This window comes from Streptomyces viridiviolaceus, from assembly GCF_014650995.1.
Taxonomy (GTDB): Bacteria; Actinomycetota; Actinomycetes; order Streptomycetales; family Streptomycetaceae; genus Streptomyces; species Streptomyces viridiviolaceus.
In genome coordinates, this window is sequence record NZ_BMWA01000007.1 from 328,590 (window position 1) to 349,700 (window position 21,111).

The following is a 21,111-nucleotide window of genomic DNA, read 5'->3' on the forward strand; positions in this document are numbered from 1 at the left end:
GGGCACTGACGGACGGCCGCTCAGACCTCCGCGAAGTCGCCGGCGAGCGCGGAGGCGATGCGCAGGTGCGACTCGGCCTCCTCGTTCCGCCCCTGCCGTTCCAGGGTGCGGCCCAGCATCAGCCGGGCGTAGTGCTCCACGGGGTCACGCTCCACGATGACGCGCAGTTCGGCCTCCGCGCGTTGCAGCTGGGCCGAGTGGTAGTAGGCGCGCGCCAGCAACAGCCGCGGCCCGGTCTGCTCGGGCACCTCCTCGACCAGGCCACCCAGGACGCGCGCCGCGGCGGCGTAGTCCTTGGCGTCGAAGAACATCCGGGCCCGCTCCCAGCGCTCCGCCGGACTTCCGTGGTCGTAGTACGTCGTCTCCACTTCCGACCTCCTTCGCCGCACTGCAACCAGCACACCTGGTTGAAAATTCCACGACCTGTGTCCCCGGGGGCTTGCCGTCCCCGGTCGGAGTGGACACCCGTCCGACGGACTGACGGAATGGTCCGTCCGGGTCTAGGTTGGGCGTCATGAGCAATCTTGATCGCGAGGCGGTTCCCGCCGTGTGCGGCGGCCGCGGCTTCGTGGTGACGGAGCCCGTGCGCGAGCTCCTCAGTCCTCGCCAGGTCAAGCTCGGCGAGTCCACCGAGGTGCGCCGGCTCCTGCCCAATCTGGGCCGGCGCATGGTGGGCGCCTGGTGCTTCGTCGATCACTACGGTCCCGACGACGTCGCCGACGAGCCAGGCATGCAGGTGCCCCCGCACCCGCACATGGGGCTGCAGACGGTGAGCTGGCTGCACGAGGGCGAGGTGCTCCACCGCGACTCGACCGGCAGCCTGCAGACCATCCGGCCACGTCAGCTGGGCCTGATGACCTCGGGCCGCGCGATCAGCCACTCCGAGGAGAGCCCGAGGCCGCACGCCCGCTTCCTGCACGGCGCCCAGCTGTGGGTCGCCCTCCCGGACACCCACCGCCACACCGACCCGCACTTCGAGTTCCACGCCGAACTGCCGGTCGTCACGGCCCCGGGCCTGACCGCCACGCTGCTCCTCGGCACCCTCGACGGCACGACCTCGCCCGGCACGACGTACACCCCCATCGTCGGCGCCGACCTGACTCTCGCCCGGGGCGCGGACGTACGCGTGCCGCTGGAGCCGGACTTCGAGTACGCCGTCCTGTCCATGTCCGGCGAGGCCCACGTGGACGGGGTACCGCTGCTGCCGGGCTCGATGCTCTACCTCGGCTGCGGCCGCGACGAACTCCCCCTGCGCGCCGAGTCCGACGCGGGCCTGATGCTCCTGGGCGGCGAGCCGTTCGAGGAGGAACTGATCATGTTCTGGAACTGGATCGGACGGTCGCAGGAGGAGATCGCACAGGCCCGCCGGGACTGGATGGAAGGGTCGAGGTTCGGGGAGGTCAAGGGGTACGACGGTGCTCCGCTGCCTGCCCCCGAGCTACCGGCAGTCCCGCTGAAGCCTCGTGGCAGAGTCCGTTGACCTGCAGAAATGCCTGAGCTCGGCAGCTGGTGAGCGGTATGTGCTCCGGTGTCGCCCTGGGGCGCCTCGGTGGATCGTAGGGCTGAATCCGCGTGGAGGGCGATTCCGGAGTGTGGCCATCCGTGGGCAGCTGTGGCAGGACACTTGCTGACCTCATGCTGACTTTGCTGACGCCTGGTCGGGTGCGGTCGATGTGCTCTGTCCGTCATTCTGGCGGGTGGTGTGGTCTGCAGTTCAGGGCCTCGGGTGGGCGAATGCCGCCCCGGGCACCTCCGGGCTTCGCCAGGGCGGAGCGTCAGGCTTTCGCCGCATGGCGTGGTAGAGAGGTGACAAGGCCGAATGACGCGGCGGGCGGCCCTGAAGCCGCCGAACCGGGCGTGGAAGGCCGCACCGTGCCGCCCACCGCACGGCGCCCCCTCTGCGCCGTATCGGCCAACGCGGCCCGCGTCTGTCCGGCGGCCGACGCGGCGGTTCCCACAGGCGCGGTGAACGCCGGCGGAACCGTCCGGAGAACCACGCCCAGCCAGGAAAGAGGAAGCCCGCTCCACTGCGGCACCGGCAACTCCTGCTCTCATTCGTCCTGCGACGGCACTGCACTCGCCGGAACACGGTCCACGCGTAGACGTCCAAGACCGTCATGGCGCCGCAGGCATGAGGAAGAAGCGCATCGCAAGATCAGGCGATAGCCGCAAAATGGACCCGTCTGTCTGGACGCGTCGGCACCCCGCCAGGAGATCGCGCGGGCCTGTCCGGTGTGGGCCAGGCGGAACAATGCGATCAAAAGCGGTTCATACTGGTATGGGGCGTGTGTCCTTCGGGTGCCGGCCCTGGACCCTGTCCGCCGATGGTGGAGGCCACGTGTTCTGGCCAGCGCTCTCCCTGTCCCCACCCTCCCGGTTCATGCCGTCCGGTCCCGCGCTGTTCGGACCGGTCCGCACTGCCTCCGCGTGGCTGATGGGCGTACCGGCGGCGCTGCCGGTGGTCGGGTCGCGGCTGCGATCCCGTGCGCCCCGGCTTTGGCGGACGCCCGGCGGTGTACAGATCGAGGTCCTTCGCCTGGGACGGCCTGGGACGGCCGGCGCGGCACGCGAAGTGGAGACCGCGCTGAAGGGGATACCGGGAGTGAGCCGCGCCGAGGTGAACGGCACCTTGGGCTGCGTATACGTCGGTTGCCGGCCGGAGGCCGATCTGGAGCGCGTCGTCGCGGTGGTCTCGGCGGCGGACCGCGTCGCGCCCGAGGCGGGAACCCACGGCGAGGATGAGCCCGGTGCCGGCGCACGGCGGGTACGGCGTCCGGTCGGCTTCCCCGGTGCGGCGGGGCAGGCGGTCGAGGCGGCCGTTCACCTCGGTGCGGGCCTGGTGGCGGTCGGAGTGGCGTCGGTCGGCAGCGCGCTGCGGTTGCGCGGCCTTCCCCCTGTGGTGATCTCAGCAGTGCAGCTCGCCGAGGCCACGCCGCGGCTGCGCGAGGGAATCGCCGGCCGGCTCGGCGAGAGGGCCGCGGAGCGGGCCTGGGCCGCGACGAACCTGATGTTGACGACGCTGACGTACCGGCCGGTCGGCGCCGCGGTGACCACCGTGCTGGCCGGTGCCCGGTACACGGAGGTGCGGGCCCGCCGCAGGGCCTGGGGGAACTGGTCGCGCAGGCTGGCCGTGCTCGAGGGAGCGTACCGACACGTCACGGTGCCGGCGCGGGAGCGGCCCGTCCCGCTGCCACCCGGGGCGAGCGAGCGGTACGCCAATGTGGCCGTGCCGGTGTCCCTCGCCGCCTACGGGCTCACCGGGGTCGGCACGCTGAGCCACGACCGGGCACTGGCACTACTGACCGCCGGGACACCGAGAGGCCCCCGGTTCGGTCGGGAGTCGTTCGCCTGCTCGGTGGCGCGGGCGGTCTCCGACGGGGGAGCGCTGGTGCTGCGGCCCGAAGCGGTCCGCCGCCTCGACCGGATCGACACCGTCGTCCTCGACGCCCGGGTGCTGGCGACCGGCGGGTGGACTGTCGAGAGCCTGGTGCGTCTGGCGCCGTCCGGCGGGCGGCCGGGCGGGGGGGAGCCCGAACCGACCGGCGGGCATCACCCCTACGACGCCGAGGCCGGCCCGGATGACGACGAGATCCACGCACGCATCCTTGAACTGATCGAGCCGGGAGGCCCTCCGGGGTGGCGGCCCCGGCACGGCGCCGGCCCCGCGGGGCCGGCTCAGCGGGCGGGCTGGGCGCTGCGGCCGTACACCGGTGCGGACACTGTCCCCGGTGGCGTCGTGGTGCCCGAGGAGACGGCCGCGCAGGCGGCGCGCTGGGCCGAGGAGGGGGCGCAGGTCCTGCTCGTCCTGCGGAACGGCACGCCGCTCGCCGTCGCCGGCCTGATCCCCCAACTGCACGGCCTGGCCCACTACTTGGTGAGCGCGGCGCGTGAGTGCGACCGCGTGCTGCTGGTGGGCGGCCCGCCTGGGCTGCACCGCCGGCTCGGGCTCCCCGAGGCGGCTCCCACCGGTCACCGCCGCACGGCCGCGCTGGTCCGCTCCCTGCAGGCGCAGGGCCACGGTGTGGCCGTGGTGTCGGCACGCACCCGGCGCGCCCTCATGTGCGCGGACCTGGGGATCGGAGTGCTCACCACCCCGCGGCATGTGCCGTGGGAGGCCCATGTCGCCGCCCCACCCGAAGTCGTCCATCTGCTGCTGACCGCCCTGCCCGAGGCCCGGCGGGTCATCGGGCTGTGCACCCGCATCGAGGGCGCCGGTGCTCTCGTGGGCTCGGCCCTCGCCCTTCTCGCCCCCCGCCCGGGGGCCTGGGCGCGGGCCCGCCTGGTGACCGACGCGACGACCGTCGCCGGGCTCGTGGCCGGCTTCTGGGCGGCCAGGCAGCTGAGCGGCCGCCCGGCCCCGGTGGCCATCGAGCGGACACCCTGGCATGCCATGACGGTACGTCAGGTCATGGCACGGCTCGGCACCTCCTCCCGAGGGCTGGACGAGGCCGAGGCCGCCCGGCGCCGGCAGTTCGAGGGCCGGGACCGGCCCGACCGCGCCGTCACGCTGATCGGCAGGTTCGCGGAGGAGATGGCCAACCCGCTCACCCCCGTCCTGGCGATCGGCGGCGGCATCTCGGCCGCGCTCGGCTCTGTTCTGGACGCCGTGCTCATCGGCGGGGTCCTGGGAGTGGACGCGCTGGTGGGCGGGGTGCAGCGGCAGAAGGCCGACCAGGCGGCCGGGCGGCTGGTCGAGGCGACCTCGGTGCGGGTGCGGGTGCGCCGCCCGGGCCGGGCCGAGGCCGTCGAGGCGGCCGCCGAGCATCTGGTGCGCGGTGATGTGATCGAGCTGAGGGCCGGTGACGCGGTCCCGGCCGACTGCCGGGTGGTGCGGGCGCAGGGCGTGGAGGCCGACGAGTCCAGCCTCACCGGAGAGTCTGTGCCGGTCGCGAAGGCCGCGGCACCGTCCGCGGCCCGGGCCGTTGCGGACCGGACGTCCATGCTCTACCAGGGCACGACGGTGGCGGCCGGTCAGGCGCTCGCCGTGGTGGTCGCGACGGGGACCGCCACCGAGGCGTGCGGGGCGGCGGAGGCGGCTGCGGCCCCTCTGGAAGGGCCGCCGGACAGCGGTGTGGAGCGGCGGCTGAAGGCCCTGGGCCGATGGTTCCTGCCGCTGTCCGTCGCGGCGGGGGTCGCCCTCTTCGCCGTAGACCTGCTGCGCAGGCGGCCCCTGGGTGCCGCACTGGGGTCCGCGATCAGCCTGTGCGTCGCCGCCGTGCCCGAGGGACTGCCCTTCGTCGCCACGGTCGCGGAGCTGGGAGCCGCCCGCCGGCTGTCCACCCGGAACACCCTCGTGCGTGGCGCTTCCACCATCGAGGCGCTCGGCCGTACCGACGTGCTGTGCTTCGACAAGACCGGCACGCTCACCGAGGGCAGGATCAGCCTCCAGCAGGTTTCCGACGGGCTGGAGCGCCGGCCGCCCGACAGGCTCACCCCGGCGCTGCGCCTGGTCCTCGCCACAGCGGCCCTGGCGGTTCCGCCGGGCGCCGCCGCGACGCTCGCCCACCCCACCGACCGTGCCATCGCGGCCGGGGCCGAGTCGCTCGGTGCACCCCCCGCCCGGGCGGCCGGGCTCCCCTCGGCCATGTGGGACCGCATCACCGAGCTGCCGTTCGAGCCCGGTCGCGGCTTCCACGCCGTGCTGGGGCGCTCCGGCGACCGGGCGAGGATCGTCGTCAAAGGCGCACCCGAGGTCGTCCTGGCCCGCTGCGACCGGATCCGCAGGGGCGCCGGCAGCGAGCCCTTCCACGACGGGCGGAAGGAGGAGATCGAGGCGGAGGTCGACCGGCTGGCCCGGCAAGGCCTGCGGGTCCTCGCGGTCGCCGAGCAGGTGCTGTCTCCGGACGCGCCGCAGGACGACACCGCGCTCGCCGGTCTCGCGGACGTCAGCGACGGGAACCGCGACGGTATGTGTCTGCTGGGCCTCCTGGGACTGGCCGACCCGGTACGGGCCGCCGCGGCCGAGAGCGTCAACCGGCTCGCCGCGGCCGGGGTGCGGATCGTCATGGTCACCGGCGACCATCCCAGCACCGCCGCCGCGATCGCCAGGGAACTGCGGCCCGAGGAGGAACCGCGGCTGATGACGGGAACGGAACTGGACTCTCTCGACGATGCCGCGCTCGTACGGACCCTGCCGCACATCACGGTGTTCGCCCGGGTGACCCCGGCGCACAAGGTCCGCATCGTCACCGCGCTGCGCTCGGCCGGCCGGATCGTCGCCGTCACCGGCGACGGCGCCAACGACGCGCCCGCCATCCGGATCGCCGACGTCGGTATCGCGCTGGGCACCCGGGCGACTCCGGCGGCCCGCTCCGCCGCCGACGTGGTCGTCACCGACGACCGTATCGAGACCATCGTCGACGCCATCGTCGAGGGCCGGGCCATGTGGGCCTCGGTGCGCAAGGCGCTGGGCATCCTGCTCGGCGGCAATCTCGGCGAGATCGCCTTCACCCTGGCGACCAGCCTGCTCACCGGGCGCAGTGCGCTGAACGCCCGCCAGCTCCTCCTGGTCAACCTGCTCACGGACATGCTGCCCGCCATGACCATCGCCGCCCGGCCGCCGGCCGACCACGCGGGGAAACTGCTCGCAGAGGGACCCGAGGCTTCGCTCGGCACGGCTCTCACGCGCCACATCCGGCTGCGTGCCGCCGCCACCACAGCGGCGGCCGCCGTGGCCTGGGTGGTCGCCCGGGCGACCGGCACCCGGGGGCGCGCCGACACCGTCGCCCTGGTCGCCCTGGTGACGTCCCAGTTGCTTCAGACGCTGCAGGACGCGGGCCGCGACCCGGTGGTCGCCGCGGCGGTGGCGGGATCTCTGGTGGCGCTGGGCATGGTGGTGACGGTGCCGGGGCTCAGCCACTTCTTCGGCAGTCGGCCCCTGGGCCCCGCGGGCTGGACGATCGCGCTGACGTCGGCGGCGGGATCCGTGGTGCTGCCTGCTGTGGTGACCGGCGTCACCCGTCGGCTGGGGCGGGACGGGGAGTGACCCATTCCGGTAAGGGAGAGTTCACCTGCAGGCCATGTCATTGCCGCCTCCCCGAAGTCGTGGGAGCGGACAAAGGAGGGGTCCACAGCACAATCCTCACGAAAGACGGCCGGTCATGCCGCACGTATTCACCACGATTCTGACCCAGGTGGCGGTCGCCCTGCTCGAGGCCGCCCTGCTCCGCCTGTCCGTCCAGATCTGGAAGGCGTTCACCGCCGGCGGGCAGCCGACGACGGCTTACGCCTGATCGGCGCGCGTCCGGCCCTTCTCATCGGTCTCTGTCGTTTATCGACCTCCAAGCATGGAACGTGACCGTAGGGAGACCAAGCTCCCTACGGCGGGAGGACGAGATGACTTCCCCAGAGATGCGGCCGGGATATCAGCAAGAATCAGCAGCCACTCCGGGTGAGACACCCCGGACGGAGGCGACCGGGCCCTCGATGGCACAGATGCCTCCCACGGCAGAACCGATGCCGCAGGCCCCCGAGGCGGCTACCGAGCGCCGCCAGGAGGAGGCGCAGGACCAGGCGAGCCCGATGGGAAAGGTGGTGCACTTGCACACTGCCCATCCCCGAGTCGCGATTCCCTACGTGACCCCGGGCGACATGTTCAAGGGAGCCCGCGGGGCCACCTCGCGGACCCCTTCGCTCCGCAAGCTGACCGGCTACGGGATCCTTGGCGGCATGGCGGTCGCCGGAGCGCTGGAGTGGCCGATCGCCGTGGCTGTCGGCGTCGCCACCGAAGTGATCACCCGCGAGCAGGCGGCACGGAAGCGAGCCGAGCAGGCGAAGGAGCAGGGCCGGCAGCCCGGCACCGAGCCGCCGGTCCGGACGCAGGCCGCCCAGCCCGGGCAAACGGCGATGGCGTGACCGGTGCATTCACACTGTGGACGCCGGTGGGTCCCGAGACTGTCCGGCACCGGGATCCTCCGGCGTCACAGCCGGACGGCGGACCGTGGCCCGTCGTTCGGACAGGGTGCTCAACGGCCGGACTCTTCCTGCGTCGTACTGTGCGCCCCACGGCGGTGACCCTGGCGGCCTTCGGCCGTCGTGCAGGTCCTCGTGCCCTTCGCGCTGCGGCCGTACTACGCGTCCCCGGCCACCGTGCACGTGCTCCGGTCACCGCCCGGACGATCCGTGACCTGTCGATGATCGGCCACTACGGGAAGATCGAAGGGCTGACCGCGCCCGGTGACCGGTCTCGCACTGGCCCGCTCAGGGATCGAGGTCACTCTGCTGGGGCGGGTAGGCGCCGCTCCCCGCAGCGGGGCCTCGCTCGGTGGGGTGGACGAGCGCCTCCACCTGAGCCTGTGCCCGGGGTGTGCCGTCCCAGCGCCATGTGGTCAGACGAGGGTGTCCGGGTAGTTCGGTGCGTCCGGTGGCCCACAAGAGGGTGGACCAGGGGTCCGTGGACGACGGTGCGTCCGGAAACAGCCGGGCGAGCACCCGCGAGCACAGATCGGCAGGCGGATTCCATGCGAGGTCGAGCCCTTGTGCGAGGTCGTGCGTGTGCACCAGCGTCTCCACGATCCCCATCGCGGCGAAACCCTCGGGGTCCGAGACGCCGAAGACGTGGTGAGCGCGGGACTGCGGAGGCGTCGTGCGCACCATGGCGACCAGCAGCGCGCCGCTCGCTTCCAGGACCTGCAGCAGGCCGACGGGTCCCGCCTCGCGGTTCGCGTGAATGGCATTCGCCGGGCCGCCGAGCCGCCGGCTCTCCCATACGAAGGGCACCTCACCATCCAAGGGCGGGATTTTCGGGCCCAGTTGCGCGGCGTAGGCGAAGAGGTCGTCGCTGAGGTGCTCGACGGTTTCCCAGCAGTCCCATTCCAGCGAACCGGCCTTGCCTTCCCAAGCAGCTGGGGGCGCCTCGCGAAGGACTGCCACAGCAAGCTGCACGGCGAGGTCGACGTCATCTGCGGTGACGGGGGGCTGGGAGAGGCCGACATCGGCTGATCGGGACATGGCAGGACCGTACCGTGACCGGAAGGAGCCACCCACATGACGACGGACACGGACGTTCGCCCGCGCAGCCCATGGGCGTTGGTGTCGCTGTCAGGGGCGCGGTCGCCGCCCTTGTCGGTGTCGTGGCCCGGGGCATTCGGCCGTGGGGGCGAGCCATGTCATCAGCCTTCGCCATCTACTACTGGCGCAGACGCCACCAGGCAACGGCCCGACGCAGCCGCCACCGACGTCGGACCGCCGACGGATCCACTTGATGGATCACGAAAGGGCACTGGACCTCTGAGTCGGGTCCAGTTCGGTGAGAAGCAGGTGGTGGTCCGAGTACGGGGTGGGCTGCACGCGGTGCTTGAGGGGGGCCATGCCTCTCAGGAATATGTAGTCGAACTTGCTCTGCCAGTCGGTCGTCGGCCGGCAGGTGCCGGCCGCGGTGCGACACCGGGGATCCGTATCCGCGGCCACTGCCCACATCGGGGCGAGTTCGGGAGCGTCTGGCAGCGCGTTGAAGTCGCCGAGAACGATGGCGCGGGCGTGCCGGCCGACCTCTGGGGCGAGTACACCGATCTGGTGTGCGCGGACTGCTTCTTGGCGTCGGTGGGCGAGGTGTGTGTTGAAAACCCGTACGGATTGGCCACCCACCACGGTGGTGACTGCCATGTACCCACGGTCTTCGGATCCGCCGTCGGGGTACTCCACGTGTGTGCGGTCTTTCATCGGTGCGGCCGAAAGGATCGCCTGGCCGAAGGCTCCCGGCTTCCACGGCGCTCCCCCGCACCGGCTCCGATTCCGGAGAACCATCCCGTACTCGACGTGGTAAGTGAGCCCGTGCAGATCCTTCAGATAGGCCCGGATCCTTTCGACGTCACGCACGCATGCTTCTTGCATGCCGATGACTTGGGGAGCATGCGTGGCGATCTCGGATGCCCGGTCGACGTTGCTCACCTCGCAAGGGTTGCAGAGGTTCCATGTCATGACCCGGTTCGGAACGACCTCCCTGACGGCACCGGCTGGCAGCGACCTGCCCGAGGGGGCACAGCGCGGTGCACTCGAGCCGACGAGCACCGTGCAGACCACGACCATGGCGCCCGCGAGCAACCGCGTTTTCCTTCTGAGCACCATCGCCTCCTCGACGTGTCCGAGCACCAGGTTACGGGTCGGAGCCGACAACAGCGCAGGTCCTTGGAGCTGTTCGGTCCGAGGCCCCCCGGCGGAGCGGACGAACCACTCCCGCTGCGGCCCCGCCCACTCAACCGTGATCTGCTCGGAGCGGGAGTCGATCTCGGCGACTTCCGCGGAGGACAGCGTGAGGTCGGCAGAGGCGAGGTGTCCTCCAAGCGGGGCAGGGGATGGGGAGCATCCAGGGCGCGGTCGGTTCGGTGCGCAGCCGCTCGAGAGAGCCGTCGGCTGTGGCGCGGATGCGTCGGGGGCGGCTGACCGCGAGGACGGCGAAGGGGGCGATGACGAAGAAGGTCCAGCGTCTGTCGGGCTCGTCGCCAATGCCGGTCCGTCACCTTCGCCGGCGATACCGTCCCCGGTGCCTGGCGCCGCCAGGTCCTGTCGTCGGACTCGCGCCCCGCCGCGCGACGCCAGGCACGCACCCGACGCCGCACGGGCCGCCCTCCGGGCGGACGACGGGAGCGTGGGGACAGGGCCTAGCCGGCCGCCGGACGGGTTTCGGGAGCCGGGCCGCGGCCGGCGGAGTCGGTGTGGGTGAGGCGCACCAGGTCGGTGCGGGAGCGGATCGACAGGGCCTGGAAGATCTTGCGCAGGTGGTAGTTGACCGTGTGCGGTGACAGGTAGAGGCGCTCGGCGATCTCCTTGTTCGTCAGTCCCTGCACCGTGAGGCCGGCGATGACGACCTGCTTCTCCGTCAGCCGGTCCCAGCCCGGGATGCCGTGCGCGACCGGTGCCGCGTGGCCCTCCGCGGAGGCGTTCCGGGCGGCGGCCGCGGGGTGGTCGTTCAGGACGGTCACGACCTTGGGGAGGCGACGGGGAGCGGGGGCGGCGGTGTTCCCGTTGAGCGGGGGCAGAGCCATCAGGTTCCTCGCCGGCCGGGCGGAGAAGTCGTACGCCACGTGCGGGGTGCGCCTGCCGGAGTGCTCGGCCGCCGTGCCCCTGGGCGCCGCACGGTAGTGGTGCGCCTGCTCCCGCACGGCCGCCTGCGCGGTGGCGGGGACGGCGCTCAGGATCACGTTGCGGAACAGTCCGTTCGCGAACCGCACGTCGTCGCCGTCCTGGCTCAGCAGGCCGGAGACGACGGCCTCCTGGAGGTCGGGCAGCAGACGCGACGGCTTCGTCCCGAGCACCTCGGCGAGTTCCCCGAAGGCCAGGTGGGTGCCGAGGACGGAGGCGACGAGGAGCATGTGATCGCAGGACGGCGAGCAGTCCTGCAGATACCGTCGCACCAGCCCGCGGAACTTCTCGGGGAGACCGCTGCTCGTCAGGCGTGCGTACGTGCCGACCTCCACCCGGCCCTCCTCCAGCAGCCCTTCGAGCAGCACCCGCAGGGCCTGTGGGTGGCCGGACACGCACGACACCATCCGGGCGAGCGCCCCTTCCGGCTCGGCGCCGAGCAGGTCGTGGGCCATCTCCCGGGCCGCCCGGTCGTCCAGTGGACGCAGCCGGAACAGCCGGTGGGGGTCCGGCAGGGAGCCCAGGGCCACGTCCAGCGGGCTGTTGGGCCTGCCCCAGCGTCGGGCGGTGCACCACACGACGGGTACGTCCGCGGCGTTCAGCCGCACCTGCGCCAGAGCCCGCACGTCCGCCGCGTCCGAGCAGTGGATGTCGTCCAGCAGCACGACGAGGGGGCGGTCGAAGACCTCCGGCGCCTCGTGCAGGCTGCGGATCACCGTCGCACCGGACGCCTCCGCCACGGCGCCCGCCTCGGCGAGCAGGCGGGACCGGCCCAGGCCGGGTGTCCCTTCGAAGGAGATCCGCAGGCCCCCCGTCCGGTGCGCGGACCGGATCGCATGACGAAGCGCGGAGACCTCCGGCGCTCGACCGTGCAGAGGGCGTGTTCCGGCCTCCAGCACTGTGTTCACGTGTCAGTCACCTTCTGTCGACAAGGAATGGAGAGAGGAGAACTGGGCCGTAGAGCCAGTGCTCTGGTCGGTCGAGGGTGCGCCAGGGCGGTCACCGCACAAGGAGGTGGTGGCGGTGCGAAAGGCCGTACGTCGGCGTCGTTGCCGAGTAAACGTTCACGCGGGGCGGACCGCGGCGCAAGGCCGGACGGTCAGCTCGTGCCTACTTGGTCAAGTCGAGGGTTCACGTGCCTGGTTGGGACACATGGCGCCGTACAGAAGCATGTCCCAGGCGCGTGCCGCGCGGCACACGGCCGTGGCGCCCCCCTTCGCGCCCGGCAGGGCACACCGCACGTACTCCTCGATGCCCGTGATGAGGAACTGCACCGATTCGGCGAACGCCTGCGGGGTGACCTCGCCGCGCAGCCGTCCCTCCTCGTGTGCCCTGCTCAGCAGCTCGGTCATGCACGTCAACCACGCGCCCGTCCAGGGACGCTCGACCGAACGCTCCCGGGTCAGCCGGGCAGCCGCCCGCACCACGGTGGACTCCTCCAGGAGCCGGGCGATCGCCAGGACGAGCGCTCGCGCCCGGGCCAGGGGGGAGACGGGCAGCTCTGCGACGTGGGCCATGACCTGCCGGGTCATCTCGATGCCCGCCGCCTGGACGGCGTCCGCGAGGTCCTGCTTGGCGGGGAAGTGGAAGGTCAGCGCGCCCATGGAGATGCCGGCGGTCTTCGTCACGCAGGTCAGCGGTGTGCCGGCGTACCCCTGGCGGTCGAACTCGTCGGCGGCGGCCTGCAGGATCAGGCGACGCGTCCGCACGGCTCGTACCTGCTTCACTCCGACCTTCTCCCCAATGGATGCCCTGATGCACGGCTCGGCGCGGCCCTTCGTGGCGCGGCAGGCGCGGGTGACGGGACCGTGACGGAAGTCCGAATGCTGAGACAAACATTTCATCTTTTCCTTGCTCGAAGCAAGTCCGAAGGGTCGGACCACCAGGTGGTCGACCGAAACGGGGCCCAAAAGAAAGAGAATGTTTGCTATGTTTCTCGCGGTCGAGGATCTCATCACCGCTTCGAGGGGGACGCGCACACCATGCTCACTCCCTGCATCGCAGGCCCGCTGCCGGATCGCGGCGGGCGGCCGTTGGCCGAGTTCACGCAGGACGTATTCGGCAGTCTGCCCCGCGCCGACCAACGGCGCTGGGCAGGCGTGTACTTGTCCGGATTGCTGAACACGCCGGGCCGCAAGACGATGAAGCGGATCGCGCTGCAGGTGTCCGGGGTGGAGGCCGCCGGGCAGGCGCTGCAGCAGTTCATCACGTCCAGTCCGTGGGACTGGCGCGAGCCCCGGGCCGCACTGGCACGGGCGGCGGCCCGGTGTCTGCCGGACCACGCCTGGGTCACCGGGACCTTCGTGTCCGAGAAAAGAGGAGGCCGGTCGGTCGGCGTCCACCGCCGCTTCGTACCCGAGCTGGGCGCGACGGTCAACTGCCAGGTGGGCGTGGGCCTGTTCCTCGCCTCCGACGAGGAGGCGATTCCCGTGGACTGGAGTCTCGTACTGGACGGGGGGTGGTGCGACGACGCGGCGCTGCGGCGGCGGGCGCGGATTCCCGACACGGTGGGCGCCGCATCGGCGTGGGAGCGGGCCGTGGGCATGGCGGACGCCGCCGACGCGCTGTCGGGCGCGGGGCGGGCGCCGCTCGTCGCCGACCTGACATCCACGGGGGACCTCGCCGACGTCACCGCCGCCACGGCGTACGGCAACCGGGAGATCCTCGCCCGGGTCCGTCCGGACCAGCCCGTGGCGCCCGCCCGCAGGGTGGGCTCGCCCGTCCCCGGCGCGGTCTCGACGGCCGAGCAGTTGCTCGGCCGGGGCGGCACCGGACGGCCCCGGGGCCTGCCGGGGCGGTACGCCGGCGGGGGCGGTCCGTTGCGGCTGCGCTCCGCGCCGGTGCACCTGCCCGGAGCCCGCCAGGCCGTCCCCGGCGCCGCCCCGCCCCTGTACCGGCTGTTCTCCCTCGGTCACCCGGGCGGAGCGGACGAGCCCCAGTACTGGCTCAGCACCCTGCGCCGGCGGGACACGGGATATGTGCTGTCCCTCATGCGCCGGGTGCGGGTGGTGCGGTCCACCGTCCGCGTCCTCGGTGAGGGCTTCGGACTGACGGACTTCGAGGGGCGGTCCTTCCCGGGCTGGCACCACCACATGACGATGGTGTCCGCCGCGTACACCTACAGCAGGCTGTCCCGTCCCGTGACGGACCGTCTGAGCGCATGACGGACCGTGGATCACGCGGCGGTCCAGCCCCCGTCCACCGCCATGGCGGCGCCGGTGACGAACGACGCCCGGTCGCTGCACAGCCAGGCCGCGGCCTCGGCGGCCTCACGCGGTGCCGCCATGCGCTTCTGGGTGGAGCGGTGCACGAAGGCGTGCTCCAACTCGGGTGCCTTGCCGAGGACTTCGTCCATCAGCTCGGTCCGGACGCTGCCCATCACCAGCGCGTTGACCCTGATGCCCCGCTCGCCGTACTCGCCCGCCGCCGCGCGCGTCAGCCCCAGGACCGCGTGCTTCGCGGCGACGTACGGCGCGCCCGAACCGGGTGCCTGGACCCCCGCCACGCTGGAGGTGTTCACGATCGATCCGCCGCGCCCGTCGGCGAGCATCGCGGGGATCTGGCGGCGCAGGCAGTTCCACACCCCCCGGACGTTCACGTCCATGACGCGGTCGAAGTCCGCCTCGTCGGTCTCGTGCAGCAGACGGCCGACCGACGCCCATCCGGCGTTGTTGAACGCCCCGTCGAGCCGGCCGAACCGCTCCACCGCGGTCGTCACGGCACGGTCGACGTCGTCCGCGCGCGCCACGTCGCCCGCCGCCACCAGTGCCGCCCCGCCCTCGTCCTCGATCTCCTTCGCCAGGGCGCGCAGTCGCTCCTCGCGCCGGGCCATCAGCACCACGTTGGCGCCCTCGGCCGCGAAGAGCCGGGCCGCGGCCGCTCCGATCCCGCTCGAGCAACCGGTGATCATGATGGTCTTGCCGTCCAGCAACATGTGCGTGTCCTTCCGCCCGCCGGAGTTCCTCCCCGGCGGGGTCGTCCGATGTCCTGTGCTCGCGCGCGGTTCGTGCCGTGCGGCGGTCGTTCGCGCCCGGTCCGTTCCCCGCCGGCCGCGCGCTCAGCGGAACGCGTCGAGGTGCCGACGGGCCCAGGCGTCGAAGGTGGCCGGCGTGCGGCCGGTCACCAGCTTCACGTCCGGCGCGACGGACGCCTTCGCGCCGGCGGCCTGGCGGCGGGCGCTCTCCAGCAGCGCGTGGGCGAGCGCCCGCGGATGCCGGGCGCACCACCTGTCGAGGGCCTGTCGCTCGGTCAGCTCCTCGTGGCGCACCGGACGGTCGAGCAGCCTCGCGAGGTGCGCCACCTGCTCGCGCGCCGAGACGGCCGCTGGTCCGGTCAGGGCGTACGCGCGGCCGGCGTGCCCGGGGCCGGTGAGCGCGCGGGCCGCGGTCTCGGCGAGGTCCGCCGGGTCGACACAGGCGTTGGGAGCGTCGCCGTAGAGGGTCGCCACCGGCGCACCGGAGCGCACGGCTCCCGACCAGGACAGGCAGTTGGACATGAAGGCGCGGGCCCGCAGGAACGTCCACGTCAGACCCGACGCCTGCCAGAGCTGCTCGCACTCCCGTTGCCAGCGGGTGACCAGGTCCTGTGCGTCCGGGTCGGTGACGGCGAGGGCGCTCAGCTTCACCACGTGCGCGACCCCGGCGGCCCTGGCCGCGGACGCCAGGTGCTCGTCGTGACGCGGGTCCGTCGGGTCGAAGGTCGCGACGAAGAGCGCGTCCGCCCCGTCCAGGGCGCGGTTCAGGCCGGCGCGGACCCCGAAGTCCGCGGGGACGAGGCGGCCCCGGACACCGAGCCGTGCCGCCCGTACCGGGGACCTGGTCAGGGCCAGGACGTTGTGGTCGGCGGCCAGGATCGCGGTGAGGCGGCGCCCGACGGTGCCACCTGCCCCGGCGACGGCGATGCGCAGGCTCACGTCCCCTCACCTCGGCGGACGTCCAGGTCGATGCGGGCGATCGTCTCGGAGGGGGCGATCCCGGGCAGGAGCATCCGCCACATGCGCACGGTCCGCTCCGGCAGGTCCCGGCGGGCACTCACCAGCTGGGAGTACAGCTGGATGCCCGTACACGCGCCGACCAGGAACTCCGCGATGTCCTCGGTGTGCGCCCCGGGCAGCAACTCGCCGTCGTCTTCGGCCACCTGAAGACATTCGGCCATTATTTCCCGCCAGCCCAGATACGAAGAGGCGTCGTGGACACCGAAGCTCCCCTGCTCCACCGAGAGGCGGACACCCGCGCGGAGAAGGGGATTCACCTGCAGTTCGTGTGCCCACACGAAGGTGATGTCGACCAGGCGCTGCAGACCGTGGGAGGTCAGCTTCGACTCTATCTGCTGGGGCTGTGCGCCCATGATGGCGACGGCCAGGCCCTCCTTGGACTTGAAGTGGAAGTACAGGGCTCCGGCGGTGACTCCCGCCCGCTCGAGAATGCGGTTGATGCCCGCTCCCGCGTAGCCGTACTCGTCGAACACCTCCGCCGCGGCGTGCATCAACGCCTCGCGGGTGCGCAGGGCTCTCTCCTGGGTCGGTCGCGTCATCGTTCCGCCTAGCCATCCTCGACAACAAATAGAACGTCCTTTATGTTTGCACCGACTGATCACGCAGTCCAGCGCAGCCACCGTTTCTGCCGTGTTCCGCTCGGTTGGGAGTGACGTTGTCCAGGCCGTTGACCCTCGTTCCTGTCGTTCAGAGCCTGCCCAGGGTGTCGCAGCAATCCGTACACAAGAGGAACGCCGCGGAGGTACTGCTCACCGGATGGCGGTGTACCGCGGAAGACCGGTTCGTCGTCACCGCCCGCTGGCCGGGGGACCACTTCTTCTACGCGGTGCGCGACGGCCACCGCGACCCGCTGCTGCTCAGCGAGACCATACGCCAGACGTTCCCGCTGCTCTGCCACGAGGCGTACGGTGTCCCCTTCGGTCACCACCTGGTCTGGGACACGTACTCCTGGTGCGCGAACCCCGAGGTGCTGCGCGCCGACGGCGCGTCCGCCGAACTCGAACTCCGGGTGGCGGCGGACGAGGTGGTGCGCCGCCGGGGGAGCGTCGTGGCGCTCTCGCTCACCTACGACGTCGTGCGCGACGGGATGCCCCTGGCGGCGGCCACGAGCCGTTTCACGGTCCAGACTCCGCAGGTCTACCTGCGGCTGCGCGGTGACCACGGCGACCCGGCAGCCGTGCGGCCCATACCGGTGCCGTCCGGCATCCCCGCCCACGAGACGGGCCGGACGGATCCCCGCCACGTCGTCCTGGCGCCCGGCGACGCCCCGCACCGCTGGCAGTTGAGGGTCGACACCGGGCATCCCGTGCTCTTCGACCACCCCGTCGATCACGCCCCGGGCATGCTCATGCTCGAAGCGGCCAGGCAGGCGGTCCATGCCCTGTCGGGTAGGCCGGCCGCGTGCGTGACGGCAATGGACACCCGGTTCCACCGGTACGCGGAACTGGACGCCCCGAGCTGGATCGAGGCGCGGCGGTCCGGGCAGGACGCCCTGGGGCGTTCGCGGTTCTCCGTGACCGGCAGCCAGGACGGCCACGGGCTGTTCTCCTGCACGGTCACCCTCGCCGAGGGGTTCACGGAGCAGGCGTAGGTCCCAGCGCCCGAACACCCGCCTTGAAGCGGTGAGGTGACAACGCATCGCACACCGCAGTGGGCGGCCGGCAGGGGCCGGCCGCCCACTGTGCGTTGCCTGGAGTCAGACCTGCTCGGTCTGCTTGGCGGGCGCACCGCCGTCCGGTGCGGCGGCCACGGGGGCGGGCTCCGGCGCCGCCGTCGAGCCGGCGGTGGCCGAGCGGCGGCCGAGGTCGGGCAGGACGGTGGCCAGGCCGATGATCGCCATGATCGCGCCGAGCCAGAGCGGTGCGCGCAGGCCCCAGGCGTCGATCACCACGGCGCCGATGGAGGAGCCGAGGATGATGCCGAGGGTGATGAAGGACGAGTGCACCGTGTTGACCAGCGGGCCGGCGTTGCCGGTGCGCTGGACGCGGGTGACCATGGCCGGGTTCATGGTGACGCCGACCAGGCCGATGCCCATCATGCAGATGACGGCCAGCGCGGGCAGGTCGGCCAGGAGGGCGAAGCCGGTCAGGAACACCGCGTTGAGGACGAGGCCGACGGTGAGCACCGGGACGGTGTGCCCGTCGGCGAAGCGGCCGACGACGTTGTTGCCGATGACCGTGGCGGCACCGTAGGCGATCAGCAGCAGCGGAACGGTGCCCGTGGAGAAGCCGGTGACGTCGGTGAGGATGGGGTTGAAGTAGCTGAAGGCCGAGAAGGTGGCGCCGATGATGAGCGTGCTGCTGGACAGCACCAGCCACATCTTGGGCTTCTTGAAGACGCCGACCTCCTGGCGGAAGCTGCCGCCGCCCTCCGCGCGGTCGATGCGGGGCACGCCGAACAGGGTGGCCACGGCGGCGATCACGGTGATCAGGGTGATGGTCCAGAACGCCGCGCGCCAGCCGAAGCGCTCGCCGACCAGGGTGGAGATGGGCAGGCCGAGCAGGGTGCCGAGCATGAGGCCGTTCATCGCCACGGCGATCGCGCGCCCGCGGATCTCGGGGCGGGTGATCTGGGCGCACATCGAGATGCCCACGCCGAAGAACGCCTGGGAGGCGATGCCGGTGATGATCCGCGCGGCCATCATCGTGCCGTAGCCGGTCGCGGTGGCGGCCAGCACGTTGCCGGCCAGGAAGATGACGAACAGCACCATCAGTGCCGTACGCGGCGGGAACTTCATGAGGGCCACGGTCAGGAACGGGCCGCCGGCCGCCATGGCCACCGCGAACGCGGTGATCAGGTAACCGATCTGAGGGATGGTCGCGTCCAGTCCTTCGGCCATCTGCGGCATCAGCCCGGCGACCACGAACTCACTGGTCACCATGGCGAAGATGCCGAGCGCCAGGACGTATACGGCACGAGGCACGGTTCGGTCTCCTTCGGGGGTCGCGCCGCCCGGCGGTGTCCGGCGGGACGGCGTCTCGTCAGGTTATGTATTGGTCAGTACAAAACTTGGGCATGCGTGGACCCGGCCCGGGGGCGGCGTACGCCGTCAGCCGGTGAGCGCGTCCATGGTGATCTCGGCGATCGACTCCAGCGTGGCCCGGTCGGCACCGCCCTGGCTGGAGATGCGCATACCGCCGATCGCCGCGTTGACGAAGCGGGCCAGCGCTCCGGGGTCGCGGGACGAGGTGATGCTGCCGTCCCGCCTGCCCTCCTCGAACACCGCCCGGAGCGCCGCCAGTCGGCGGGTGGTGTCGCGTTCCAGCATGCCAGCCGCCCGGGCGTCCCGGGCGACCAGCTCGACCGTGGTGTTCACGGTCAGGCAGCCGAGGCCGCGTCCGTCCGCCCGGTGTTCCGTCTCGCCGTCGATCACCATGGCGAACAGGGTGCGGATGCGGTCGGCGGCGCTGAGCCGCACGTCCTCCATGACGGCCAGCTGAGCGGTCGTCATCGAGTCGATGTAGCGGGCCAGCGCACGCTCGAAGAGGTCGTGCTTGCTCTTGAAGGTGTTGTAGATGCTGCTGCGCCCCAGTCCGGTGGCGTCGCACAGGTCCTGAGTGGAGGTGGCTTCGTAGCCCTTCTCCCAGAACGTGCGCATCGCCGCGTCCAGGGCCCGTTCCTCGTCGAAGGTCCTCGGTCGGGCCATGTCCCGAGCGTAGCATGTTTTGGATCGTGCTATCCAATAGTGGGGTGGGTCCGGCCGGCCTCCGCGTGGTCACGGGGCGCCGGCCTGGTAGCGCGGCCCCAGCACGGCGCGGGGCGACCACGGCCGGCGTCCGGTGCGGAACATCGCGTCCGCCCGGGCGAGGGCCCCGGGCCGCAGTTCCTCGGTGCCGCCGAGCACCGACAGGCGCGTGGCCGAGTCGTCCCCCAGGTACAGCGAACCGAGGTCCCGCACGTCGATGCGCAGCTGCGCGGCGCGCCTGGTGCGCGTGCAGGAGGCACCGTCCGGACCGCCCTCCAGCAGCCAGGTGCCCGCGGCGTACCCGGCCGCGTCGGTCACCTCCAGGACCAGCTCCGCCTCGACGCCGTAGGTACGGGCCGACAGGGCGCGGGGCGTGTCCAGGACGCGCAGCCACATGTAGTCGCTCAGGGCACTGACCCGCGCCGACCGTGGATCGCCCAGCCACAGCGGCAGCAGGCTGTCGGGTGCGCGGTAGGGCAGGTGGACCGTGGTCACCCAGTCGGTCGTCACGGCGAACCGGATCAGGGCCGCCTCGGCCTGCGGGGACACGGCGATCAGATCGCGTATCCACAGGGGCGACTGGGGCAGCATGGCCCCCCACCGCTCCTCGGCGCTGAAGCAGAGCAGTCCGTCTGCCTCGCCCGTCACCGGGTCCAGGTGCAGGGCGAAGAACGGCTCGGGCCGGCCGGACGGTGATCCCGCGCGCTGCCCGGTGGCCTCCTGCCACCACAGCTCGTCCCTGCGCAGCGTGCCGGGCTGGACGGCGCGCAGCCGCTCGTAGACCGCGGGGGCGGCCTTCGAGTACTCCCGGGCGTCGACGAGCAGGACCCCGGAGGTGTCGGCGGTCCGCCGCGGGTCCAGCCGGGCCCGGTTGACGTCGATCTCGAACCAGGCCATCGCCGTGGCGGGACCGAACCCGTAACGGCCGTAGAGGGGGTACTGCGCGGCATCGAGGACGGCGACGGGCTCACCGCGCTCGAAGGCACCGCGGAGATCCATCGCCACCATCCTGCTCAGCAGCCCGCGGCGGCGGTGCGTGCCGGCGACGCTCACCCTGGAGATCGCCGAAACGGGAACGAAGGCGCCACCGGGCACGGTCAGTTCCTGGGCGGTGCTGCGGTACGTACCGACGCACCTGTCCATGTCGAAGGCGCCGATGAGCCGGTCCCGGGCGGCCGTCGACCGGATGGCGTCGACGCCGCCGTCGGTGTACGGGCGCAGGTAACCGTTGCCCCACGTACGGGTCCAGCCGGGCAGGTCGTCCTCGGTGACGGAACGTATGTCGATCACCGCTGAATCGGTCATTGCTGCTCAACCTCCGGTCGCCGCCGGGGAGACGGCACGGCCGCCGTGG

The 21,111-nt window shown here is 72.1% G+C and carries 17 protein-coding genes; 6 read left to right on the plus strand and 11 right to left on the minus strand.

Annotated features, from left to right (window positions below):
* Window positions 1-20: 20 nt before the first annotated feature.
* Window positions 21-368 (minus strand): tetratricopeptide repeat protein, encoded by a 348-nt coding sequence (locus IE260_RS12415; protein WP_189870940.1) that lies wholly within the window; start codon window positions 366-368, stop codon window positions 21-23.
* 146 nt (window positions 369-514) lie between these two features.
* Between IE260_RS12415 and IE260_RS12420 the strand changes: the two genes are divergently transcribed.
* From IE260_RS12420 to IE260_RS12430, 4 genes are all read left to right on the plus strand, one after another.
* On the plus strand, window positions 515-1,480 hold the full coding sequence (locus IE260_RS12420) for a pirin family protein (protein WP_189870942.1): 966 nt from the start codon (window positions 515-517) through the stop codon (window positions 1,478-1,480).
* A gap of 900 nt (window positions 1,481-2,380) precedes the next feature.
* Window positions 2,381-6,985: a cation-translocating P-type ATPase gene (locus tag IE260_RS12425; protein WP_189870944.1), complete on the plus strand. Its 4,605-nt coding sequence runs from the start codon at window positions 2,381-2,383 to the stop codon at window positions 6,983-6,985.
* Window positions 6,986-7,100: 115 nt separating this feature from the next.
* Window positions 7,101-7,232, plus strand: coding sequence for a hypothetical protein (locus IE260_RS42575; RefSeq protein WP_268254922.1), 132 nt, complete (start codon window positions 7,101-7,103; stop codon window positions 7,230-7,232).
* A 202-nt stretch (window positions 7,233-7,434) separates the two neighbouring features.
* Window positions 7,435-7,854 carry a hypothetical protein gene (locus IE260_RS12430; RefSeq protein ID WP_189870946.1) on the plus strand — a complete coding sequence of 140 codons (420 nt, stop codon included), beginning with the start codon at window positions 7,435-7,437 and terminating at the stop codon, window positions 7,852-7,854.
* A gap of 345 nt (window positions 7,855-8,199) precedes the next feature.
* Here IE260_RS12430 and IE260_RS12435 read toward each other — a convergent pair whose 3' ends face one another.
* From IE260_RS12435 to IE260_RS12450, 4 genes are all read right to left on the minus strand, one after another.
* Window positions 8,200-8,949 carry a hypothetical protein gene (locus tag IE260_RS12435; protein WP_229880676.1) on the minus strand — a complete coding sequence of 250 codons (750 nt, stop codon included), beginning with the start codon at window positions 8,947-8,949 and terminating at the stop codon, window positions 8,200-8,202.
* Between the two features lie 258 nt (window positions 8,950-9,207).
* Window positions 9,208-10,065 carry an endonuclease/exonuclease/phosphatase family protein gene (locus tag IE260_RS12440; RefSeq protein ID WP_189871008.1) on the minus strand — a complete coding sequence of 286 codons (858 nt, stop codon included), beginning with the start codon at window positions 10,063-10,065 and terminating at the stop codon, window positions 9,208-9,210.
* 533 nt (window positions 10,066-10,598) lie between these two features.
* Window positions 10,599-11,987, minus strand: a complete 1,389-nt coding sequence (locus IE260_RS12445; RefSeq protein WP_189870948.1) for a helix-turn-helix domain-containing protein — start codon at window positions 11,985-11,987, stop codon at window positions 10,599-10,601.
* 210 nt (window positions 11,988-12,197) lie between these two features.
* Window positions 12,198-12,806, minus strand: a complete 609-nt coding sequence (locus IE260_RS12450) for a TetR family transcriptional regulator (RefSeq protein ID WP_189870950.1) — start codon at window positions 12,804-12,806, stop codon at window positions 12,198-12,200.
* Window positions 12,807-13,061: 255 nt separating this feature from the next.
* Between IE260_RS12450 and IE260_RS12455 the strand changes: the two genes are divergently transcribed.
* Window positions 13,062-14,243: an IS701 family transposase gene (locus IE260_RS12455; RefSeq protein WP_189870952.1), complete on the plus strand. Its 1,182-nt coding sequence runs from the start codon at window positions 13,062-13,064 to the stop codon at window positions 14,241-14,243.
* An 11-nt stretch (window positions 14,244-14,254) separates the two neighbouring features.
* Here IE260_RS12455 and IE260_RS12460 read toward each other — a convergent pair whose 3' ends face one another.
* The 3 genes from IE260_RS12460 to IE260_RS12470 all read right to left on the minus strand — a co-directional run bounded on the left by IE260_RS12460 (window position 14,255) and on the right by IE260_RS12470 (window position 16,611).
* The gene (locus tag IE260_RS12460; protein WP_189870954.1) at window positions 14,255-15,013 is read right to left on the minus strand and encodes an SDR family NAD(P)-dependent oxidoreductase; all 759 of its coding nucleotides are present in this window, start codon (window positions 15,011-15,013) and stop codon (window positions 14,255-14,257) included.
* 123 nt (window positions 15,014-15,136) lie between these two features.
* Entirely contained in the window at window positions 15,137-15,991 is an 855-nt protein-coding gene (locus IE260_RS12465) for an NAD(P)H-binding protein (protein ID WP_229880682.1), read from the minus strand.
* On the minus strand, window positions 15,988-16,611 hold the full coding sequence (locus tag IE260_RS12470; protein WP_189870956.1) for a ScbR family autoregulator-binding transcription factor: 624 nt from the start codon (window positions 16,609-16,611) through the stop codon (window positions 15,988-15,990). The genes IE260_RS12465 and IE260_RS12470 overlap by 4 nt, the downstream gene beginning before the upstream one ends.
* A 164-nt stretch (window positions 16,612-16,775) precedes the next feature.
* On the opposite strand from IE260_RS12470, the gene IE260_RS12475 reads away from it, so the two are divergent.
* Window positions 16,776-17,663 (plus strand): ScbA/BarX family gamma-butyrolactone biosynthesis protein, encoded by an 888-nt coding sequence (locus IE260_RS12475; protein WP_189870958.1) that lies wholly within the window; start codon window positions 16,776-16,778, stop codon window positions 17,661-17,663.
* 105 nt (window positions 17,664-17,768) lie between these two features.
* Here IE260_RS12475 and IE260_RS12480 read toward each other — a convergent pair whose 3' ends face one another.
* From IE260_RS12480 to IE260_RS12490, 3 genes are all read right to left on the minus strand, one after another.
* A complete protein-coding gene (locus tag IE260_RS12480; protein WP_189870960.1) occupies window positions 17,769-18,995 on the minus strand; it encodes an MFS transporter in 1,227 nt (408 codons plus the stop codon).
* Between the two features lie 126 nt (window positions 18,996-19,121).
* Entirely contained in the window at window positions 19,122-19,718 is a 597-nt protein-coding gene (locus tag IE260_RS12485; protein ID WP_189870961.1) for a TetR/AcrR family transcriptional regulator, read from the minus strand.
* 69 nt (window positions 19,719-19,787) lie between these two features.
* The gene (locus IE260_RS12490; protein WP_189870963.1) at window positions 19,788-21,062 is read right to left on the minus strand and encodes a GNAT family N-acetyltransferase; all 1,275 of its coding nucleotides are present in this window, start codon (window positions 21,060-21,062) and stop codon (window positions 19,788-19,790) included.
* Window positions 21,063-21,111: the final 49 nt, after the last annotated feature.

Excerpts from the sequence above, each read along its gene's own strand:
- IE260_RS12420 (WP_189870942.1), top strand. The coding sequence starts at position 515 with ATGAGCAATCTTGATCGCGAGGCGGTTCCCGCCGTGTGCGGCGGCCGC.
- IE260_RS12425 (WP_189870944.1), top strand. The coding sequence starts at position 2,381 with ATGCCGTCCGGTCCCGCGCTGTTCGGACCGGTCCGCACTGCCTCCGCG.
- IE260_RS42575 (WP_268254922.1), top strand. The coding sequence starts at position 7,101 with ATGCCGCACGTATTCACCACGATTCTGACCCAGGTGGCGGTCGCCCTG.
- IE260_RS12430 (WP_189870946.1), top strand. The coding sequence starts at position 7,435 with ATGCCTCCCACGGCAGAACCGATGCCGCAGGCCCCCGAGGCGGCTACC.
- IE260_RS12435 (WP_229880676.1), bottom strand. The coding sequence starts at position 8,949 with ATGTCCCGATCAGCCGATGTCGGCCTCTCCCAGCCCCCCGTCACCGCA.
- IE260_RS12440 (WP_189871008.1), bottom strand. The coding sequence starts at position 10,065 with ATGGTGCTCAGAAGGAAAACGCGGTTGCTCGCGGGCGCCATGGTCGTG.
- IE260_RS12455 (WP_189870952.1), top strand. The coding sequence starts at position 13,062 with ATGCTCACTCCCTGCATCGCAGGCCCGCTGCCGGATCGCGGCGGGCGG.
- IE260_RS12460 (WP_189870954.1), bottom strand. The coding sequence starts at position 15,013 with ATGTTGCTGGACGGCAAGACCATCATGATCACCGGTTGCTCGAGCGGG.
- IE260_RS12470 (WP_189870956.1), bottom strand. The coding sequence starts at position 16,611 with ATGACGCGACCGACCCAGGAGAGAGCCCTGCGCACCCGCGAGGCGTTG.
- IE260_RS12485 (WP_189870961.1), bottom strand. The coding sequence starts at position 19,718 with ATGGCCCGACCGAGGACCTTCGACGAGGAACGGGCCCTGGACGCGGCG.
- IE260_RS12490 (WP_189870963.1), bottom strand. The coding sequence starts at position 21,062 with ATGACCGATTCAGCGGTGATCGACATACGTTCCGTCACCGAGGACGAC.